18 protein-coding genes are annotated in these 19,707 nt (G+C 71.6%); 9 read left to right on the plus strand and 9 right to left on the minus strand.

Annotation, left to right across the window (positions count from 1 at the left end):
* The first annotated feature begins 111 nt into the window (after nt 1-111).
* Entirely contained in the window at nt 112-753 is a 642-nt protein-coding gene (locus AB0L75_RS21285; protein ID WP_365182955.1) for a response regulator transcription factor, read from the plus strand.
* Nucleotides 754-763: 10 nt separating this feature from the next.
* Here the strand turns inward: AB0L75_RS21285 and AB0L75_RS21290 are convergent, their stop codons facing one another.
* The 4 genes from AB0L75_RS21290 to AB0L75_RS21305 all read right to left on the minus strand — a co-directional run bounded on the left by AB0L75_RS21290 (nt 764) and on the right by AB0L75_RS21305 (nt 4,880).
* On the minus strand, nt 764-1,540 hold the full coding sequence (locus AB0L75_RS21290) for a hypothetical protein (protein WP_365182957.1): 777 nt from the start codon (nt 1,538-1,540) through the stop codon (nt 764-766).
* Nucleotides 1,540-2,079 carry a SigE family RNA polymerase sigma factor gene (locus AB0L75_RS21295; RefSeq protein ID WP_365182959.1) on the minus strand — a complete coding sequence of 180 codons (540 nt, stop codon included), beginning with the start codon at nt 2,077-2,079 and terminating at the stop codon, nt 1,540-1,542. The genes AB0L75_RS21290 and AB0L75_RS21295 overlap by 1 nt, the downstream gene beginning before the upstream one ends.
* A 52-nt stretch (nt 2,080-2,131) precedes the next feature.
* On the minus strand, nt 2,132-3,574 hold the full coding sequence (locus tag AB0L75_RS21300; protein WP_365182962.1) for an MFS transporter: 1,443 nt from the start codon (nt 3,572-3,574) through the stop codon (nt 2,132-2,134).
* A 118-nt stretch (nt 3,575-3,692) separates the two neighbouring features.
* Nucleotides 3,693-4,880 (minus strand): lipid-transfer protein, encoded by a 1,188-nt coding sequence (locus AB0L75_RS21305; protein ID WP_365182964.1) that lies wholly within the window; start codon nt 4,878-4,880, stop codon nt 3,693-3,695.
* Nucleotides 4,881-5,043: 163 nt separating this feature from the next.
* Here AB0L75_RS21305 and AB0L75_RS21310 point away from each other — a divergent pair, with 163 nt between their 5' ends.
* From AB0L75_RS21310 to AB0L75_RS21330, 5 genes are all read left to right on the plus strand, one after another.
* A complete protein-coding gene (locus tag AB0L75_RS21310; protein ID WP_365182966.1) occupies nt 5,044-6,798 on the plus strand; it encodes an MFS transporter in 1,755 nt (584 codons plus the stop codon).
* A gap of 179 nt (nt 6,799-6,977) precedes the next feature.
* Nucleotides 6,978-7,631, plus strand: coding sequence for a class I SAM-dependent methyltransferase (locus AB0L75_RS21315; RefSeq protein ID WP_365182969.1), 654 nt, complete (start codon nt 6,978-6,980; stop codon nt 7,629-7,631).
* A 22-nt stretch (nt 7,632-7,653) separates the two neighbouring features.
* On the plus strand, nt 7,654-8,595 hold the full coding sequence (locus tag AB0L75_RS21320; RefSeq protein ID WP_365182972.1) for an N-acetylmuramoyl-L-alanine amidase: 942 nt from the start codon (nt 7,654-7,656) through the stop codon (nt 8,593-8,595).
* Between the two features lie 83 nt (nt 8,596-8,678).
* Nucleotides 8,679-9,521, plus strand: coding sequence for a hypothetical protein (locus tag AB0L75_RS21325; RefSeq protein WP_365182974.1), 843 nt, complete (start codon nt 8,679-8,681; stop codon nt 9,519-9,521).
* 106 nt (nt 9,522-9,627) lie between these two features.
* Complete coding sequence (locus tag AB0L75_RS21330; protein WP_365182976.1) at nt 9,628-10,638, plus strand: LLM class F420-dependent oxidoreductase; 1,011 nt, start codon at nt 9,628-9,630, stop codon at nt 10,636-10,638.
* Nucleotides 10,639-10,645: 7 nt separating this feature from the next.
* Here the strand turns inward: AB0L75_RS21330 and AB0L75_RS21335 are convergent, their stop codons facing one another.
* On the minus strand, nt 10,646-11,218 hold the full coding sequence (locus AB0L75_RS21335) for a hypothetical protein (protein WP_365182979.1): 573 nt from the start codon (nt 11,216-11,218) through the stop codon (nt 10,646-10,648).
* A gap of 127 nt (nt 11,219-11,345) precedes the next feature.
* Between AB0L75_RS21335 and AB0L75_RS21340 the strand changes: the two genes are divergently transcribed.
* Nucleotides 11,346-11,642 carry a hypothetical protein gene (locus AB0L75_RS21340; protein ID WP_365182981.1) on the plus strand — a complete coding sequence of 99 codons (297 nt, stop codon included), beginning with the start codon at nt 11,346-11,348 and terminating at the stop codon, nt 11,640-11,642.
* 50 nt (nt 11,643-11,692) lie between these two features.
* Here AB0L75_RS21340 and AB0L75_RS21345 read toward each other — a convergent pair whose 3' ends face one another.
* Genes AB0L75_RS21345 through AB0L75_RS21355 form a run of 3 tightly spaced genes read right to left on the minus strand, consistent with a single transcriptional unit; the run spans nt 11,693 to nt 14,942 of the window.
* A complete protein-coding gene (locus AB0L75_RS21345) occupies nt 11,693-12,763 on the minus strand; it encodes a prenyltransferase (protein ID WP_365182984.1) in 1,071 nt (356 codons plus the stop codon).
* Nucleotides 12,760-13,506 (minus strand): methyltransferase domain-containing protein, encoded by a 747-nt coding sequence (locus AB0L75_RS21350; RefSeq protein WP_365182987.1) that lies wholly within the window; start codon nt 13,504-13,506, stop codon nt 12,760-12,762. Before AB0L75_RS21350 ends, AB0L75_RS21345 begins: the two co-directional genes overlap by 4 nt.
* A complete protein-coding gene (locus AB0L75_RS21355) occupies nt 13,500-14,942 on the minus strand; it encodes a glycosyltransferase family 4 protein (RefSeq protein ID WP_365182990.1) in 1,443 nt (480 codons plus the stop codon). Before AB0L75_RS21355 ends, AB0L75_RS21350 begins: the two co-directional genes overlap by 7 nt.
* A 220-nt stretch (nt 14,943-15,162) precedes the next feature.
* Here AB0L75_RS21355 and AB0L75_RS21360 point away from each other — a divergent pair, with 220 nt between their 5' ends.
* A complete protein-coding gene (locus AB0L75_RS21360) occupies nt 15,163-15,777 on the plus strand; it encodes a TetR family transcriptional regulator (protein WP_365182992.1) in 615 nt (204 codons plus the stop codon).
* Here the strand turns inward: AB0L75_RS21360 and AB0L75_RS21365 are convergent, their stop codons facing one another.
* Entirely contained in the window at nt 15,778-15,939 is a 162-nt protein-coding gene (locus AB0L75_RS21365; protein WP_365182995.1) for a hypothetical protein, read from the minus strand.
* A gap of 168 nt (nt 15,940-16,107) precedes the next feature.
* On the opposite strand from AB0L75_RS21365, the gene AB0L75_RS21370 reads away from it, so the two are divergent.
* Nucleotides 16,108-19,698: a hypothetical protein gene (locus AB0L75_RS21370; RefSeq protein WP_365182997.1), complete on the plus strand. Its 3,591-nt coding sequence runs from the start codon at nt 16,108-16,110 to the stop codon at nt 19,696-19,698.
* The last annotated feature ends 9 nt before the right edge of the window (nt 19,699-19,707 follow it).

The following is a 19,707-nucleotide window of genomic DNA, read 5'->3' on the forward strand; positions in this document are numbered from 1 at the left end:
ATCGGCCCCGACCACCGGAAGAAACCCGCCTCTTCAGCCATCAGTCAGACGATGTCCGCAAAACCGTCGGCACGACCGGGCCGAGCGGCCCGATGGCCGTAGGCTGAGCGCATGAACGAGATGCCCCGGGACGGCAGGCCCGCCAAGTGCATCCGGGTTCTGCTCGCCGAGGACCAGGGGATGATGCGCGGGGCCCTCGCACTGCTGCTCGGCATGGAGGACGACATCGAGGTCGTCGCCCAGCTCTCCCGCGGTGACACGATCGTCGAGGCGGCACTGCTGCACCGGCCGGACGTGGCCCTGCTGGACATCGAACTGCCGGGGACCAGCGGGCTGGACGCGGCGGCCGAGCTGCGCGAGCAGGCGCCCGACTGCCGGGTGCTGATCCTCACCACCTTCGGCCGGCCCGGCTATCTGCGCCGGGCCATGGAGGCCGGGGCGGCCGGGTTCCTCGTCAAGGACGGGCCCGTGGAGGAACTGGCCGCGGCGATCCGGCGCGTGCTCACCGGGGAGACGGTCGTCGATCCGGCGCTGGCCGCCGCCGCGCTCAGTGCCGGACCGAGTCCGCTGACGGCCCGCGAGTGCGATGTGCTGAAGGCGTCGGTGGACGGGGCCACGGTCGCCGACATCGCCGGCATGCTGCATCTGTCCGAGTCCACCGTCCGCAACTACCTGTCCTCGGCGATCGGCAAGACCGGCACCCGGAACCGGGCGGAGGCGGTGCGGGAGGCACGGCAGCAGGGGTGGCTGTGAGTCACGGGGGCTACGGGATCACCTCCGCGTTCTGATAGCTCGTCCCCCGCGGGGCGGCGCACGCGAACCAGTTCACCGGGGAGCCCGCCACCCGCCGTGGCACGACCACGGTGCTGGTGCCGTCCTTCCAGCTGCACATGACATGCCGGGTGCTGGTGGCCACCGCGCCCGCCACGAGCCGTTCGGGACCGTCGCTGTTCCCCTTGGCCAGAGGGACGGCTCCGGACATCAGCTCCCCGTCGGAGAGGGGCTCCCATTTCTTGTCCGTGCCGAAGATGAGCGATCTGAGGGGGGCGTCGCCGTAGTACAGGCCCGAGTAGTGCGAGGTCTTGCCGACCAGATCCCGGCTGCCCGGCAGGATGTTCTTCTCGATGCCGTACTTCCGCATCGCGGCCACCTGTGCCGCCGCCTCCGCCTTGTCCCGCGGCGCTCCCCACACGGACACGACCACGCGCCAGCCCGTGCCGTGGTCCGAGCCGTGCGCCACCTCCGTGACCTGCGGCACGTACACATGCCGGGCCTCGGGAGTGGAGGGCTGGGCCGCCACTGTCGAAGGCCGGTCGGCGGCGCCGGGCAGCCCGGTCACCGCCAGCGTCGCCCCCGTCGAGCCCGCCAGCACCAGGGCCGTGGCCGCCGCCACCGCCCAGCGGCGCGCTCTGCGCCGACGACCGCCGCGGATGACCGCCTGGACAGGGGCTATACCGATCTCGACCTCGTCCGCGGCGTCCGCGAGGAGGAAGGCGATGTCCGTCTGCGCCATGTCGTGGTTCTCCCGGTCCGCGCTCATCACTTCCGCCCTCCGTACATCACCGTCTCGGCCAGTGCCGGTATGGCGCGGAGTTTCGCGATCCCCTTGGCCGCGTTGCTCTTCACCGTGCCGACCGAGCAGCCCATCGCCTCCGCCGCCTGCGTCTCCGTGAGGTCCTCCCAGTAGCGCAGGACCACCGCCTCCCGCTGCCGCAGGGGCAGTTGGGCGAGCGCCTTGAGCAGCGCGCCGCGGTCGTCGGCCTGCGCGATCCGGTCCCCCGTGTCGGCCACCTCGCGCACCAGGCCCGAGTCGTCCTTCGGAGCCAGGAACTCCTTGAGCCTCTTTCTGTGCTTGCGCGCATGAAGGTTGATCATCACGCGCCGCACATACGCCTCCGGGTCGTCGGCCGCGCCGACCTTGCGCCAGGACACATAGACCCGCTCCAGCGTCGACTGGACCAGGTCCTCGGCGGCGTGCTGCTCCCCCGTGAGGAGAAATGCCGTACGCATCAGGTGCGGCCAGCGGCCGACCATGAAGCTCTGGAACTCATCGCTCCGAGCATTCTTCCCGTCCCCCATGGGCACCTCCCTTGATGTCAGAAGGAGTCCATGGACAGCCCGGACCGTTGCCTCATCCTCGGGACGCCGGAGAAATTTTTCGCGGCAGCCACAGAACCATCACCACGGCGCCGCCCAGCAGCACCGCGGTACTGGCCCGGAAGGCCAGCGCGTAGCCGTCCGTCAGCGCCGCGGGGCCGTGGCCGCTGCCCGTCCCGGCCGCGGCGACGGTCGACATCACGGCGAGCCCGAGCGAACCGCCCATCGTGCGCGAGGTGTTGACCAGTCCCGACACCACACCGGCCTCGCCCGGCGCCGCCCCCGACGTGGCCAGGGAGGCGAGCGGGGTGGCCGCCAGACCCGCGCCGAGCATCATCAGGATCCCCGGGATCATGATCGCGGTGACATACGCCTCGTGCGCGCTCATCGTCGACTGCCAGCCGAAGCCCGCCGCGGCCACCAGCGTGCCCAGCGTCGCCACGGTCCGCGCGCCCGCCACCCGCATCAGACGCGGCGCCAGCTTGGAGCCGACGACCACGGACAGCGAGCTGGGGACCAGGGCGAGACCGGCCTGCAGGGGCGAGTAGCGAAGGACGTTCTGGGCGTAGAGCGTCATGAAGTACCACATGCAGAACATGGCCGAGCCGGAGAGGAACATCGCGGCGTTCGCCGACGCGACCGAGCGCAGCCGGAGCAGGCCGAGCGGCATCAGCGGGGCCGCCGTACGCGCCTCGACCAGCAGGAATAGGGCGATGAGCGCCAGCCCGGCGAGCAGCGGGAGCAGGGTGGCGGCGGCCGTCCAGCCCTTCGCCTCCGTCTGCGAGATGCCGTAGGCCAGGGTCGCGAGGCCCGCCGTGACCAGCAGTGCGCCCGGCAGGTCCAGGCGCCGCCCGTCCCCGGCCCGGCTCTCGCCGAGCCAGACCACCGAGCCGGCCAGCACCAGCGCGCCCACCGGCACGTTGATCAGCAGCACCCAGCGCCAGTCCAGCACGTCCACGAGGACTCCGCCGACCAGTCCGCCCGCGGCTCCGCCACCGGCGCCGACCGCGGTCCAGGTCGCTATCGCCCGCGCCCGCGCCGCCCCCTCCGGCACCACGGACGTCAGCAGCGTCAGCGTCGAGGGGGCCAGCACCGCAGCGCCGAGCCCCTGCGCGGCCCGCGCCAGCAGCAGCTGCCAGCCCTCCTGGGCGAGCCCGCCGCCCAGCGAGGCCAGCGTGAACAGGCCGAGGCCGACCAGGAACATCCGCTTGCGCCCGTACAGATCGCCGGCCCGGCCGCCGAGCAGCATGAACCCGGCGAAGGCGATGGCGTACGCGTTCACCACCCACTGCAGTCCGGACCCGGTCAGGCCGAGGCCGCTGCGCATGGACGGCAGGGCGACGTTCACCACCGACACATCGAGGACGACCAGGAATTGCCCGGCGCAGGCGAGCGCCACGACCAGCCAGGTGGGCCCGGTCGTCCGGCGGGACAGGAGGCGGGATATGAACGGTGTGGTGTCGGCGGCTTCGAGCATGGATGTCATGCTCTCAACCCGGTTACGGTCCTTGCATCGGCATTTCGGACGAGCGGCACGCCCCCGGTACCAGGCCATGCCCCTCCGGTACCAGGCCCTGCGACCTAGTGCCCCGGTACTAGACCGCGCGCAGCACCGTCACCACGGCCGCCCCGCCCAGCCCGATGTTGTGCGCGAGGCCCACCCGTGCCCCCGGCACCTGCCGCTGCCCCGCCATGCCCCGCAGCTGCCACACCAGCTCGGCCGTCTGGGCCAGCCCGGTCGCGCCCAGCGGATGGCCCTTGGAGATCAGCCCGCCCGACGGGTTGACCACCCACCGGCCGCCGTACGTCGTCGCGCCCGACTCGACCAGCTTCCCGGACTCCCCGGCCGCGCACATGCCGAGCGCCTCGTAGGTCAGCAGCTCGTTGACCGAGAAGCAGTCGTGCAGTTCGATCACGTCCACGTCCTCGATGCCGAGCCCGGCGCGTTCGTACGCCTGCCGGGCCGCCTCGCGGGACATGGGCTGCCCGACGACGTCGATGCAGGAGCCGGACGCGAAGGACTCCTCGGTGTCGGTGGTCATGGCCTGCCCGGCGATCTCGACGAGCCCGGTGAGCCCGCGCCGCGAGGCGAAGCGCTCGGAGACCACCACGGCCGCCGCCGCGCCGTCCGAGGTCGGCGAGCACTGGAGCTTGGTCAGCGGCCGGTGGACCGTACGGGAGGCGAGGATGCCGGCGACGTCGTACACGTCGCGGAACTGGGCGTGGGGGTTGTGCGCGGAGTGCCGGTGGTTCTTGGCGGCGACGGCGGCGAGCTGCGCCTCGGTCGTGCCGTACCGCTCCATGTGCTCGCGGGCCGCGTCGCCGAAGATCTGCGCGGTGGGCGGGGTCATCTCGAAGCCGTGCCGGGCGGCCATGATCCCGTAGTGCCGGGCGACGGGAGAGACCGAGAAGTCCCCGCCGTCGGCTCCCCCGCCCAGCGCCCCCTTCTTCATCTTCTCGAAGCCCAGCGCCAGCGCGCAGTCGGCGGCGCCGCCTTCGACGAGCTGCCGGGCGAGCATCAGCGCGGTCGAGCCGGTCGCGCAGTTGTTGTTGACGTTGTAGACGGGGATGCCGGTGAGGCCGAGTTCGTAGGCGGCGCGCTGGCCGGCGGTAGAGGGCTGGAAGCAGTAGCCGACGGGAACCTGTTCCACGTCCGCGTAGCCGATCCCGGCGTCCGCCAGGGCCGCCTGGCCCGCTTCCCGCGCCATGTCCCAGTACTGCCATGAACGGGTCTCGGGCTTCTCGAACTTCGTCATCCCGACCCCGGCGACATAGGCCTTCATGGCGCGCAGACTAGAGCGCGTTTCATCAACTCACCAGCCCCTGACGGCCGATCAGAAACCCATGGACTGGTCAAGGATTCATTAGAAGCCCGAAGCAACGGAATAGTTGCCTGTGCATACGAGGTTTACCCGGCACTTATGACGACGGGGAGGCCTTGACCCAATGACCCACACGACGACCGACCAGCCGGCCCGGAGGGCGAGCGGCGCCGTGGTCCCGGTGCTCGCCTTCGCCGGCATCGTGGTCGCGGTGATGCAGACGCTGCTCGTACCGGTCATCAAGGACCTGCCGCAGCTGCTGAGCACCGCCCCCAGCAACGCCACCTGGGTGCTCACCTCGACCCTGCTGTCCGGCGCCGTGGCCACCCCGATCATGGGCCGGCTCGGCGACCTCTACGGCAAGCGGCGGATGCTGATCCTCAGCCTCGCCGTCATGGTGGTCGGCGCCCTGGTCAGCGCGCTCACCAGCCAGCTGCTCACCATGATCGTCGGCCGTACCCTGCAGGGCTTCGCCATGGGCGCGATCCCGCTCGGCATCGGCCTGATGCGCGACATGCTGCCGCGCGAGAAGCTCGGCTCGGCCATGGCCCTGATGAGTTCCTCCATCGGCGTGGGCGGCGGTCTCGCACTGCCCGCCGCCGCCCTGGTCGCACAGCACATGAACTGGCACGCCCTCTTCTACGGCGCCGCCGGCCTCGGCGCGCTGTCCATCGCCTTGACCCTCCTGGTCGTGCCCGAGTCCCCGATGCGAGCCGAGGGCTCCTTCGACCTGCCGGGCGCGATAGGCCTGTCCAGCGGTCTGGTGCTGCTCCTCCTGCCCATCACCAAGGGCAGCGACTGGGGCTGGTCCTCCGCCACGACGCTCGGCCTGTTCGCCGCGTCGGCCGTCGTGCTCGTCCTGTGGGGCCTGTTCGAGCTGCGCGTCACGGCGCCCCTGGTCGACCTGCGCACCACCGCACGCCCGGCCGTCCTCTTCACCAACCTCGCGTCGATCATGGTCGGCGTGGCGTTCTACGTCGTCTCGCTCGTCCTGCCCCAGCTGCTCCAGCTGCCGAAGGCCACCGGCTACGGCCTGGGCCAGTCCATGGTCGTCGCGGGTCTGTGCGTGGCCCCGCTGGGCCTGACGATGATGTTCACGGCGCCGGTCTACGCCCGGCTGTCCGCCAAGTACGGCCCGAAGGTCACCCTCATCATGGGCCTGCTGATCATCGCCGTCGGCTACGGCGGCGGCCTCGGCCTGATGGACGCGGCCTGGCAGACCGTCGTCACGTCCGTCGTCCTCGGCGCGGGCATCGGCCTCGCCTACTCCTCGCTGCCCGCGCTGATCGTCGGCGCGGTCCCGGCCTCGGAGACCGGCGCGGCCAACGGCCTGAACACGCTGATGCGGTCCATCGGTACGTCGGTGTCGAGCGCCGTCATCGGGATGGTGCTGGCCAACACGGCGAAGAACGTGGGCGGCGGCATCGCGATCCCGACCATGCACGGCTTCCGCGTGTCCTTCCTCATCGCGACGGCCGCCGTGGCGGTGGGTCTGGTGCTGGCGCTGTTCCTGCCGAAGACCGCCCGCCCGGCTCAGCAGGCCCAGCACACCCAGCTGAGGGCGAGCAGCGAGGAGGACGCCGCGCTGGAGCGGGCCGAGGAAGCGCTGCGGGGCTTCCGGGGGCGGGTCCTGGGCGCCGACGGCGCCCCCGTCGCCCGGGCCAAGGTCACGCTGATCGACCGGCGGGGTCGGCAGGCCGGTGCCACGGTGTCCGGGGAGGACGGCGCGTACGCACTCGCGGTGCCGGCTCAGGGGGCGTATGTGCTCGCCGCGAAGGCCTCCGGCCATGGGCCGCTCGCCTCTTCTGCCACCCACTCCGGCGAGGAGCGGGCCGTCGATCTGGATCTCTCGCTGCCTGGGGAGACTGTGAGCGCCTAGCGATCGGGGAGTGCCGGTCATCCGGCGGCTGACTCGCCGTCGTGGCTGGTCGCGCCCACGCGGCGGAGCCGCATATCGATACAGCCCCGCGCCCCTTTGGACGCACCCCCTGTCGAAAAGGCGACGGGGGGTGCGGCAGCATGGGTGGTCGGACTGCTGTACGACTGGAAGGCCGCTCGATGCCCGCTCCCGCACCCAAGCCCGAGATTCTGGACGCGTTCGAGGGGGCCAAGGGGTTCATGCCCCTGGACGAGGGGCTGGCGCTGTATGCGGCTGCCGTGGAGGCGGGGCGGCTGGGGCTGCCGTTGCTGGAGGTCGGGACGTACTGCGGGCGGTCCACCGTGCTGCTCGCCGATGCCGCCCGGGCCGCCGGGGTCAGCGCGCTGACCGTCGACCATCACCGGGGCAGCGAGGAGCAGCAGCCGGGGTGGGACTACCACGATCCGGAGACGGTCGACCCCGAGATCGGGCTGATGGACACGCTGCCGGCCTTTCGCCGGACCCTGTTCAAGGCGGGGCTGGAGGAGCACGTGGTCGCGCTCGTCGGGCGGTCCCCGCAGGTCGCGGCGGTCTGGAACACCCCGCTCGGCCTCGTCTTCATCGACGGCGGGCACACCGACGAGCATGCGAGCGCCGACTACGAGGGGTGGGCGCCCCATGTGGCCGAAGGGGGCCTCCTCGTCATCCACGATGTCTTCCCGGAGCCCGAGGACGAGTTCACCGGGCAGGCGCCGTACCGCGTGTACCTGCGGGCCCTTCGGTCCGGTGCGTTCACGGAGGTCTCGGTGACCGGCTCCCTGCGTGTCCTGCGGCGAACGGGGGCGGGGATCTGAGAGCCCGGTTAGAGTCACAGGCGTGTCGTACGTAGGCCCGGAGTTCGAACCCTCGCAGCCCCGCCGACCCCGGCGCGGCCCACTGACCGTGGCGCTCGCAGCGCTGGTGCCCGGCGCGCTGCTCGGCTGGGTGGTGTACGAGGCGGTGGGCGGAGGGGGCGGATCGGATCGCGCGGCTGCCCGTACCCCGGCCGCCGGCACCGCCCACGCGTCCCCCACGTCCTCGGCCCCCGCCGGCTCGCCCTCGGACGACGGCAAGCGGGCCTCGGGGGCGCCCTCGTCCGGCCCCCTGAAGGGCAAGGTCGTCGTCATCGACCCGGGGCACAACCAGGGCAACTTCCAGCACGCGACCGAGATCAACCGCAAGGTGGACATCGGGACGAACAAGAAGGAGTGCGACACCACCGGGACGTCCACGAACGCCGGCTACACCGAGGCCCGGTTCACCCTCGACGTGGCCCACCGGCTGCGCACGCTGCTGCAGCAGCAGGGCGCCACGGTGCAGCTGACCCATGACGGCGACAGCCCGGCCTGGGGGCCGTGCGTGGACGAGCGCGCCCGGATCGGCAACAGCGCGCACGCCGACGCGGCGATCTCCCTGCACGCCGACGGCTCCGCGGCCGGCAACCGCGGATTCCACGTCATCCTCCCGGGCTCCGTGCACGCGGGTGCCGCCGACACCCGGAAGATCGTCGGCCCCTCCCATGACCTGGGCGTACGCGTCGCGAGCAGTTTCCTCCGCGACACCGGTGAGCCGCCGTCCAACTATCAGGGCGCAGGTACCGGTTTCGTCACACGCACGGACCTGGGCGGTCTCAATCTGTCAACAGTTCCCAAGGTGTTCATCGAGTGCGGCAACATGCGCGATAGCAAGGACGCGGCACTGCTGACCAGCGGCGCCTGGCGGCAGAAGGCCGCGCAAGGGATCTCTGAGGGAATCGTGAGTTTCCTGCGCGGGTCGTGACCGGCGGGCGGAACCGGGCGGACAGCCGGATCTTGCGGACGGTAGTGTCTACCGACGACGAGACGACTTACGAAGGACCTGAAGTGAATATCCGCTCCCTCACCAGAGGCGACGGCGTGGTGATCGTGGCAGCGGTGGTGCTGCTGATCGCGTCGTTCCTCAGCCTCTACTCTGTCGACGGAGTCAGCAGTTCGGAGATCCCCAACGCCTGGAGCAGCGGGCCGATCATGCTGAGCGTCATCCTGGCGGGCATCATCGGGGCCGCGCTGATAGTCGTCGCTCGCGGGCTGCCGCGAGTGCCCAAGGTCGCCGGACTCGACCTCGGCCAGTTCGGTGTCGCGTTCACCGTCTTCGCCGCGTGGAGCGCGCTCGGGAACATCTTCGACCCGGCGGGCGTCCTCGACAACATCGGCAACTCCAGCGGTGGCTGGAGCGCCGGCGGCGGCCTGATCCTCGCGCTCGTGGCCACCCTGGCCATGGCCGCAGCCGCCATCGCCACGCCGCTCGTGCCCGCCCTCCAGGCCGCGCTGCTCCCGGCCGCCAAGCCGGCCGCCCCGCAGCCCTACGGCGCGCAGCCGCCCGGTGGTTACGGCTACCCGGGCGCCCAGCCGCAGCAGCCCTACGGTGCGCAGCCGCAGCCGGGCCAGCCGTTCGGGCAGCAGCAGCCGCCGGCCGCGCAGGGTGCTCCGGCGGCGGCACAGCCCGCTGCGGCGCAGCCGGCCGCGGCGGACTTCTCGCCGTTCTGGTTCGCGGTGCCGGTGACCCGTCCGCTGTTCGCGGAGGACGGCTCGCAGAACCCGATCGCCGAACTGGCGCCGGGCACCTGGTACCTGGCCGTCGAGCAGCGCGGTGCCACACTGGTCGCGCAGACCCAGGACGGCCGCCGGGGCGTGCTGCAGGACACCTCGGGCATCCAGCGCGGCTGAGCCCCGCACAGCGCCGCACACGGCCCCTCGCCCTTCCGGGCGGGGGGCCGTTGTCGTACAGTCGCCTCCCGGCTTAAGAACTGACGGTCCGTCAGGAGGCAGGCGTATGCGGCTCGGTCTGGCACTCGGCTACTGGGGGCGCGGTCCCGACGCCGGCCATGTGCCGCTCGCGCAGGAGGCGGAGCGGCTCGGCTATCACTCGGTGTGGACGGCGGAGTCCTGGGGCTCGGACGCCTTCACGCCGCTCGCCTGGATCGCGGCGCGGACGTCGACGATCAGGCTGGGCACGGCAGTTGCCCAGATGGCGGCCCGCTCGCCGACCACCACCGCGATGCACGCGCTCACCCTGGACCACCTCTCCGGCGGGCGGATGCTGCTCGGGCTCGGCCTGTCCGGGCCGCAGGTGGTGGAGGGCTGGTACGGCCGCCCGTTCCCGAAGTCGCCGCTGACCGCGACCCGGGAGTACGTGGACGTCGTACGGCAGGTGCTGCGCCGGGAGGCGCCCGTGGTCTGCGACGGGCGGTTCCATCCGCTGCCGTACCGGGGTGCGGACGGCACGGGGCTGGGCAAGCCGCTGAAGCCGGTCACCCACCCTCTGCGGGCCGATCTGCCCGTCCTGCTCGGCGCCGAGGGTCCGAAGAACGTGGCGCAGGCCGCCCGTGTCGCCGACGGCTGGCTGCCGCTGTACTGGGCGCCGAGCCGGCCCGAGGTGTACGGCGACGTGGTGCGCCGGCTGCCCGAGGGGTTCCTGGTGGCTCCGATGGCCCGGGTGCAGGTGTGTGACGACGTCGCCGAGGGGCTGCTGCCGGTCAAGGCCATGCTCGGCTTCTACATCGGCGGGATGGGGCACGCGGCCCGCAACTTCCACGCCGACCTGATGGCGCGCATGGGGTACGAGAAGGAGGCCCGGCGGATCCAGGAACTGTTCCTCGCGGGGCGGCGGGAGGAAGCCGTGCTGGCCGTCCCGGACGCCTTCGCCGACGAGATCTCACTGGTCGGCCCGCGCGAACGCATCGCCGAGCGGCTTGAGTTGTGGCGCGCGGGCCCGGTGACGGACCTGCTGGCCCTGTCCCCGGACCCGCACAGCCTCAGGGTGCTGGCGGAGCTGAACTCCTAGTGCCGCACTAGCTTCCCTTGGCGAGTTGGGACGCGGAGGGCACCTGTTCCTTGACCGGTGCGCCGGCGCTCGCGCCCGCGTCCTTCACCTTGCCGATGATGTCGTCGAAGGAACCGGCCGCACCGGCGTCGCCGCTGCGGAGCTTGGCGGGCAGGCTCTTCAGGGCCTCGATGCCGGCGCCGAGCGGCGCGAGCGCCTTGGCGAGCGTCGGGTCACCCTGCGCGTTGCGCTGCGCCGCCTTGAGCCGGTTGTAGGTGAAGGTGCCGGCCAGACCGGCCTTCACCAGGGCCGTCCTACGGCCCTTGGCGCCCTTCTTGAACGTGCCGGCCTTCCAGGGCTTCACGATCCACTGGTAGGTCGCGCCGGCCGCGAGGCCCGCGTTCGCCACGAACCGGGTCTTGGCGAACTTCTGCCGTTCGGCGGACGTGGTCGGGCTGGGGGTGTCGGCGGCGGGGACGGCCTGGACCGCCCGCGTGTCCTTCGTGCTGGTCGTCTCGCCGCTGCCGCAGGCGACGGAACCCGCGAGCAGGGCACAGGACAGCGTGAGCGCCACGAAGAGGCGCCGTATGGGTACGGGCACGGGGTCCTCCGGACGTGTCCTCCCCGAGCGGTGTGCTTCCTCCGGCAGACTCACCCCGGGCGGCCGGATCCGCCACTCGGGGACACGGTTCGGGTTTCAACGTCCGTTTCGCGGTAATCCGGCTGGTATGATCCCTCGCTATCTCTCCTACGGCGCGCATCCGGCCGGGAGGGTCATCGCAGCCGTCGCCGACGTCATGGCGCTGATCATCGGCTTGTGGATCCTGCTGTTCCTGCTGGACGCCAACCAGTCCAACGGCGCGGTCCGGTTCGTCCACGACACGGCGACCTGGCTGGCGGGCTGGGCCCAGGGCATCTTCACCTTCGACCAGGAGTGGGCACGAGTGGTCGCCGACTACGGCCTGGCCGCGGTCGTGTACCTGTTCGTGGGCCACGCCATCGCCAACCGGATGCACCGGCACTGAAAGGCCGGCGGCCTGCGTCTGCGTCTGCGGCGGGATCCGCCGGACAGGCCCTAGCCGCAGCAGTCCGGGTCCAGGCCCCCTGGCAGGTGCTCCCCTCCGAAGACCGCGCACGTCGCCTCGTGGCCGCCCAGAGCCGATACTGCGAGCAGCAGGGAGCCGGCCGTCCAGGTGGTGAGTTCGCGGGGCCAGATCGCGTCGTCCTCGAAGACGTAGCCGGTCCAGTACAGGCCGCTGTCCGGGTCGCGCAGGTGCTGGATGGACTGGAGGATCTCCAGGGCGCGGTCGGACTCGCCCACCGCCCACAGGGCCAGGGCGAGTTCGCTGGACTCGCCGCCGGTGACCCAGGGGTTCGGGACCACGCAGCGCACGCCGGCGCCGGGCACGACGAACCGGTCCCAGGACCCCGCGATCCGGGCCTCGGCCTCCTCGCCCGTGAGCGCGCCACCGAGGACCGGGTAGTACCAGTCCATCGAGTAGCGGTCCTTGTCCAGGAAGCGCTCCGGGTGCCGGCGGATCGCGTGGCGCAGTGCGCCCGCCGCCAACTCCCAGTCCGGCTGCGGCTCCTCGCGCTGCTCGGCGATGGCGAGCGCGCAGCGCAGCGCCTGGTGGATCGAGGAGCTGCCGGTGAGCAGGGCGTCCGCGGTGGGCGTGCCGTCGTCCTCGCGGCGCCAGCCGATCTGGCCGCCGGGCTGCTGGAGGGCGAGCACCCACTCCATGGCCGCGTAGACGGTCGGCCACATGCGGTCGAGGAAGGTGTCGTCGCCGGTGGACAGGTAGTGGTGCCACACGCCCACGGCTATGTAGGCGACGAAGTTGGACTCGCGGGCGCGGTCGGTGATGTCGTCGTGGGCGCCGTCGGCGTACGCGGCGTACCAGGAGCCGTCCTCGTTCTGGTGCCGGGCCAGCCAGTCGTAGGCCCGCCCGGCGGCCTCGTGCTCGCCGGCCGCGTCCAGGGCCATCGCGGCCTCGGTGTGGTCCCACGGGTCCAGGTGGTGCCCTCGGAACCACGGGATCGCGCCGTCCTCCCGCTGCACGGCGAGGATGCCGCGGACGGTCGCGGCGGCCTGCTCGGCGGTGAGGACCCCGGGCAGGACGAGGTGTTCTGTCCGGGGGGTGGTCACTCGGCGGCCGCCTCTTCGGAGAGGCGCGGCAGGTGCGGCTTGGTCGCGTAGACGACGAAGCTCTTGCCGATCAGCGGGTTCAGCGCCTGCTCGGCGACCCGGGTGGCGAGCGGCTTCTTCATGATGTCCCAGACCAGCAGCTTGTGGTACGCCCGCACCGGCAGCGCCTTGTCGTTGTCGACGCCGAACGCGCACTTCAGCCACCAGTACGGCGAGTGCAGCGCGTGCGCGTGATGGCTGCCGTACGGCTTCAGGCCCGCCTCGCGGATCTTCGCCACCAGCTCGTCGGCCCTGTAGATGCGGATGTGGCCGCCCTCGACCTCGTGGTAGGCGTCGGACAGCGCCCAGCAGACCTTCTCGGGGCCGTAGCGCGGCACGGTGACGGCGATACGGCCGCCCGGCTTGAGGACCCGGACCATCTCGGCGAGCACGCCCTTGTCGTCGGGGATGTGCTCCATCACCTCGGAGATGATGACGACGTCGAAGGACTCGTGGGGGAAGGGCAGGGCGAGGGCGTCGCCCTCCATGGCCGTCGCGGTGGCACCCTCCGGCGCCTCCCCGGCCTCCTTCATCGCCGCGAACCACTTGGCGACCTCGCGGATCTCCTCGCCGTTCTGGTCCAGGGCCACGACCTGGGCGCCGCGCCGGTAGCACTCGAAGGCGTGCCGGCCGGCGCCGCAGCCGAGGTCCAGGACTCGGTCGCCGGGGGCGAGCGGGAACCGGGAGAAGTCGACGGTCAGCACGTGGCCCTGCTTTCGGAAGAGACGCCTGCAACACTTGCCGGGGCCGCGGAGCGGCCGGGATTCTGGGCCGCGGTGGGGGTTCCTCCGCGCGGGCCCGTGGGAGCGTGGGGGCGGCCGGCGCTCACCGTGGAGCGGCCGGAGCGGGCGATGGCCTCGCGGTAGTGGGCCACCGTGCCCTCCGCGGCGCGGGCCCAGGTGAAGTGCCGGAGCACCCGCTCCCGGCCCGTCGTACCGAGCCGCCTGCGCAGCTCGCGGTCGGCCAGCAGCCGGGTGAGCGCGGCGGCCAGCGCCCCCGCGTCGCCGGGCGGCACCGCGAGGCAGGTCTCGCCGTCGCGGCCGGCCACCTCGGGGATCGCGCCGCCGGTCGTGGCGACCAGCGGGGTGCCGGTGGCCATGGCCTCGGCGGCGGGCAGCGAGAAGCCCTCGTACAGCGAGGGCACACAGGCGACCTCGGCCGAGCGGATCAGGTCGACCAGTTCGGCGTCGGAGATGCCCTTGACGAACTCGACGGCGCCGTGGAGGCCGTAGCGCTCGATCGCCGCCGCGACCGGCCCCTCCTCGGGGCGCTTGCCGACGACGACGAGATGGGCGGCCGGGTGCTCGGTGCGCACCTTGGCCAGCGCCTCCACCAGGAACACCAGTCCCTTCAGCGGCACGTCGGCGCTGGAGGTGGTGACGATCCGGCCCGGCACCTCGGGGATCGCCGAATTCGGCGAGAACAGGTCGGTGTCGGCGCCGATGTGCACGACGTGGACGCGGTCGTCGCGGACGCCGAGGTGGTCCACGATCTCCTGCCGGGAGCTGCCGGAGACGGTGAGGACGGAGGGCAGCCGACGCGAGACGCGCTTCTGCATCCGGGTGAAGGCGTACCAGCGCCGGACCGAGTACCGCCGCTGCCAGCCCTCGGCCGCGTCCAGCTCCAGCTGCCGGTCGACGGTGATGGGATGGTGGATGGTGGTCACCAGGGGCGCGCCGATGTCCCCCAACAGCCCGTATCCCAGGGTCTGGTTGTCGTGGACGACGTCGAACTCGCCGCGCCGGGCGCGCAGATGGCGGCGGGCGCGCAGCGAGAAGGTCAGCGGCTCGGGAAAGCCGCCGGTCCACATCGTCGCGACTTCCAGGGCGTCGATCCAGTCCCGGTACTCGTCCCGGCCCGGCGTGCGGAAGGGGTCGGGCTGGCGGTAGAGGTCGAGGCTGGGCAGCTCGGTGAGGGTGAGCCCGGGGTATCCCTCGTCGAGGACGGGATACGGCTGTGAGCCGATGACCTCGACCCGGTGGCCGAGGCGGGCCAGCTCACGCGAGAGGTGCCGGACGTAGACGCCCTGACCGCCGCAGAACGGGTTCCCTTTATAGGTGAGGAGCGCGATGTCGAGCGGTCGCCCGCCGTCGGCAGCGGGGTCCTTCCGGGCACCCGCACCCCGGGCCTCAGCGGTCACTCCGTGCCCCCTTCTGCCTGCACTGTCCCGCGAGACTACGACGGGACGCTAATCTAGAACAAGTTTCAGACTTGATCGTTCAAGAGGCTCCGAATCTACCGGCAGGTAGGGGCGCTGTGAGCAGTGGATCAGGTGATTCGCGCCACGGCGCGTCGCCCTGCCATGCTGTCTGATCACGTGCCCTACAGACGCCTTCACCGACTGTCACGGAACGGGACCCATGCCTGCGGAAACCAGTACGCCAGCGTCTCCGCCTCTCACCGAGCGGCAGGAGGCCCGCCGCCGCAGGATCCTGCACGCGAGCGCCCAGCTGGCCAGCCGGGGCGGTTTCGACGCGGTGCAGATGCGCGAGGTCGCCGAGTCCTCCCAGGTGGCCCTCGGCACCCTGTACCGCTACTTCCCCTCCAAGGTCCACCTGCTGGTGGCGACGATGCAGGACCAGCTGGAGCACATGCACGGCACCCTGCGCAAGAAGCCCCCGGCGGGCGACACGGCGGCCGAGCGGGTCGCGGAGACCCTGATGCGGGCCTTCCGCGCCCTGCAGCGGGAACCGCACCTGGCCGACGCGATGGTCCGCGCGCTGACCTTCGCCGACCGCAGCGTCTCGCCGGAGGTCGACCAGGTCTCCCGCCAGACGACCCTGATCATCCTGGACGCGATGGGCCTGGCGGACCCCACACCCGAGCAGCTCTCGGCGGTCCGCGTCATCGAGCACACCTGGCACTCGGCCCTCATCACCTGGCTCTCGGGCCGCGCCTCCATCGCCCAGGTGAAGATCGACATCGAGACGGTGTGCCGCCTCATCGACCTCACGGAGCCGGGCGCCCACCCGTGATCACCGCCGCCGACGCCGTAGAGCGTCCAGGAGCCGGGTGAGCACCGTGAGCGCGGCGGTACGGCGGGCCGGCCGACGGGACCATACGGCGGGGAGTACGACGCCGGCGTAGACGGCGAGGAAGACGAGGGCGGCGAGGAGGACGGGCAGCTGGGCGTTCATGGTGTTCCTTCCGGGACTCGGGGCCTGCGTGAACACCGTCGGGCGCCGGGCGCGGACACTCGCCGAACCCCGAATCCCGCCGAAGTCCCGGCGAAAGGCGCAGGTCAGGCCGTACGCTTCGGAGACATTCACCGAACGACGCCGAACGACGCCGAAAAGGATGGGGAGTTGGCCGCACCGACGGTGGGTCCCGTCGCGGACTTCTGCAGCGAACTGCACCGGCTCGTGGTCAAGTGCGGTGTGTCCCAACGGGAGATCTCCGAGGCGCTCGGCTGGAGCAGCACCAGTTCGGTCTCGGAGCTGCTCAGCGGGCAGCGGCGGAGGGTGCCGGACTGGGACGTGGTCCGGAAGATCGTGGGCCTGTGCGCAGAGAAGGGACTTGAGTCACCGCCCCCGGGCATGAGCCTGAACATCCGCTACTGGAAGAGCAGACACGCGGAGCTGGAACGCACCGCGGAGACGGCACGCGGACGGACCGGCCGGGCTTGTGCGCCGACGGCCTCGTCGACCGCCCCGAGGCTCGACGCGACGGAGTGCGTCGAGATGGGCGTCGAGGAGGCGGTGCGTCTCCTGCGCGAGGGAATCGGGGACGCGGCGTCCATCGCCGACACGCTCACGACCGCGCCGCCGGGCTGGCCCAACGCGCCGCGCACCTTTGCGCTCGATCTGCTGAGCCACTTCCCGGCCCGGGTACGCGCGGCACACGGCCTGGAGCGCGCCGCCCTGATCCAGGCCGCGCGTGTGGTGCTGGTGGCGGCGGCGGTGACGGAGACGGGGGCGGCGATTCCTGAGGAAGCCCGCGAGCTGATCCTGGACCTGGCAGACGGCTGGCATGTGGCCCACACCGACCCGCTCGCGTACCGGGACAGCCTTGAGGCCGACAGGGACGAGCACATCACACAGGAGTACCTGCGGCTGGCCACCCCACTGGCCAAGGCCTGCCCCGAGTTCACGCTCGCGGCCTTACCCGGAGCCGCCGAGGACAGCGGGGCGGTCGGCACCGGGCTCGCGGGCCTCGGGAACCTGCTCTCGGATTTCACCGGACGGGAAAGGGGATCGACTCCCCGCGGAGCGTTGCTGCGCGACCCGATCGCCTCACTCGACTCTCCCGGCCCGCGGCTGCCCAGCCTCGCGGAGGGCTATGTCACCCCGGGCTTCCGGCTGGCAGGACCGGGCCGGAGCGCACGGTCCGGGATCGCCTCGGACAAGTGGTGGGACGAGCAGCCCCTGCACGACTGCCTGGAGCGGTTTCTCGCAGCCCACTTCCTCGGTCTCCCCGCGCTGCTGGCGCCGCTCGTCGTGCTCGGCCACCCCGGTGCCGGCAAGTCGCTGCTCACGAAACTGCTCAAGGAACGGCTCCCGGCCGCCGAGTTCCGGCCCCTGCGGGTGGAGTTGCGGCACACACCGGCGGACGCCGACCTGCAGACCCAGCTGGAACACACGCTGAAACGGGACACGGGACGGGAGACGAGCTGGCCGGACTGGTCCGAGGAGTCCAGCGCTCTTCCCGTGGTCCTGCTGGACGGCTTCGACGAACTGCTCCAAGCCAGCGCCCAAAGGCTCGACCAGGCACATCAGTGGGGCTATCTGCAGGAGATCAAGGAGTTCCAGCGGCGTGAGGCGGGGCAGGGCCGCCCGCTCGTCGTGCTCGTGACGAGCCGCACGGTGGTGGCCGATCGCGCCGAACTCCCCTACACCAGCACGGTGATCCGCCTCGAACCCTTCGACGAGCCGAAGATCGAACACTGGCTCGGCGTCTGGAACGCCAAGAACGCGGGCTTTTTCACCCGGGAGGGCCTGCTGCCGCTCACCCCGGAGGTAGTCCTCCCCCACCTGGAACTCGCCGCCCAGCCGTTGCTGCTGTTGATGCTGGCGCTGTACGACGCGGTCGACAACGCCCTGAACCTGATGCGGGACCAGGACATCAGCCGCACCGAGTTGTACGACCGGCTGCTGCGGGAGTTCGTGCGCCGCCAGGTCGACAAGGACGGCCCGCTGCCTCCGACCGAGGCGACCGCCGCCGTGGACCGCGAACTCCACCGGCTGTCCGTGATCGCCCTCTCCATGTTCCACCGCGGCGCCCAGGCCATCAGCGGCGAGGAGGCCGACGGGGACCTACGGGCGCTCGGTGAGGCCGACGACAGCTCGGGGCTGCTGTTCGGCCGCTTCTTCTTCGTGCACGAGGCGCAGGCCGTCGTCACGGAGGAACGGCTGCGCTCCTACGAGTTCATGCACGCGACCTTCGGCGAGCATCTGGCCGCCCGGCTGATCGAGGGGGCGCTACGACGCCTGGACGACGGCGAGCTGTACGCCCTGCTGTCCTTCGCCCCGCTCACCGACCGGGCCCAACTCGTGCAGAACCTCCGGGACATGCTGGCGACCGACCCGACGGACCGCGCACGCACGGTCCTGGTCCCCGCGCTCTTCGAACTGTTCCGCGCCGCGGAGTGGGACCCCGAACGCACCACCGCCACGGGATACGCCCCGGTCCGGCTGCGCCGGGCGTACCGGGACGCGGTGTACGAGGTGAACCTGCTGCTGCTCGCGGTGCTGGCGGCGGGCGGTGAGGTGGTCGCCTCGGAACTCCTGGGCGCCGAGAACGAGACGACCGACACGGTGGCGGTCTGGCGACGGCACGCCCTGGGCTGGCAGGGGCAGTTGTCCAGGGAATCATGGGCGGCGCTGACCTCGTTCTTCCGCCCTGAGCGCTTCCGGCACGCTGATCCCGGGGGCCCTGACGACCAGAAGCTCGATCTGCGGATCACCACGCGTCGGGCTCCGCTCGCCGACCACAGTTTCGACTGGATGGTGGTGCGGCCGTCATCACCCGAGGCGGGCATGCCCCTGTCGGACAGGTTGGAGCAGCGGATCTCGCTCACCGCGCCGGACACGATGAACACGATCAGGCAGTCTCTGTTCACCTGCGATTTCGATACCGAGCTTCTGCTGCACACCGGCTATCCGCTGCTGCTTCAGTGGCCGCGCGTCAGCACGGAGATCGTCCACTTCGGCAAGCGGGTCCACTCGCCGACGCGCCCCCTCGTCGCCCTTCTGACCCGCGATGTGTACGCCGCCGACGCACTGCCCGCCCTGTACGGCGAATGCCTGGACGTCGTAGGCTCCATGACGCCGGATGAGTGCAGCTCGTATCTGGAGGCCGTCCTGTGCCATCTGGCCCAGGACGCGCCCGCTCTGCCCGACGAAGCGCTCGCGTTCGTCCTTCACCACCTGGGGGAAGTGACCCTCGACCGTGGGGTGTCGTTCACCGAGGCCATGGACCGCGCTCTCCTGGTCTGCCTCTGCCAGGCGTTGGACCGCGGAAGCCCCCGCCTGACCGGAGCGGTCGATGCAGTCCGCAACCTTGTGAGCCGGTACGACGGGACTGCCGAGCAGGCCCTCCTGGCGCTGACCCGCCTCAGCCGCTCCACCCACGGCTGGCGATGGTCCGGCCCCCCGCGCGGCGAGGACGCGGCCTTTCGGTTCGACGTACTGATCGCAGACCTCGACCTCCCCTCGGTCGCCACCACCCACCCCTCCGCGCTCATAGACCTCCTCCGCCTCGCCGCCGAACTCGGCCTGACCGGCTGGCTGGCCGACCACGCGGCGGAGATCCTCGCCGCGCTCCCCGCCCCGGCCTTCGGCCTGCTCCGTCCCTCCGACCTGCCCTACCTGCGCGCGGCGCTGCCCCCGGGCGCCCACGCCGAGCGGTTCGAGGAGGTGGAGCAGGCCTGGCGCGGGCCGGGAACGACGTCACCATGACGCTCCGGC

Origin of the sequence: Streptomyces sp. NPDC052101 (assembly GCF_040680235.1) — a bacterium.
Taxonomy (GTDB): Bacteria; Actinomycetota; Actinomycetes; order Streptomycetales; family Streptomycetaceae; genus Streptomyces.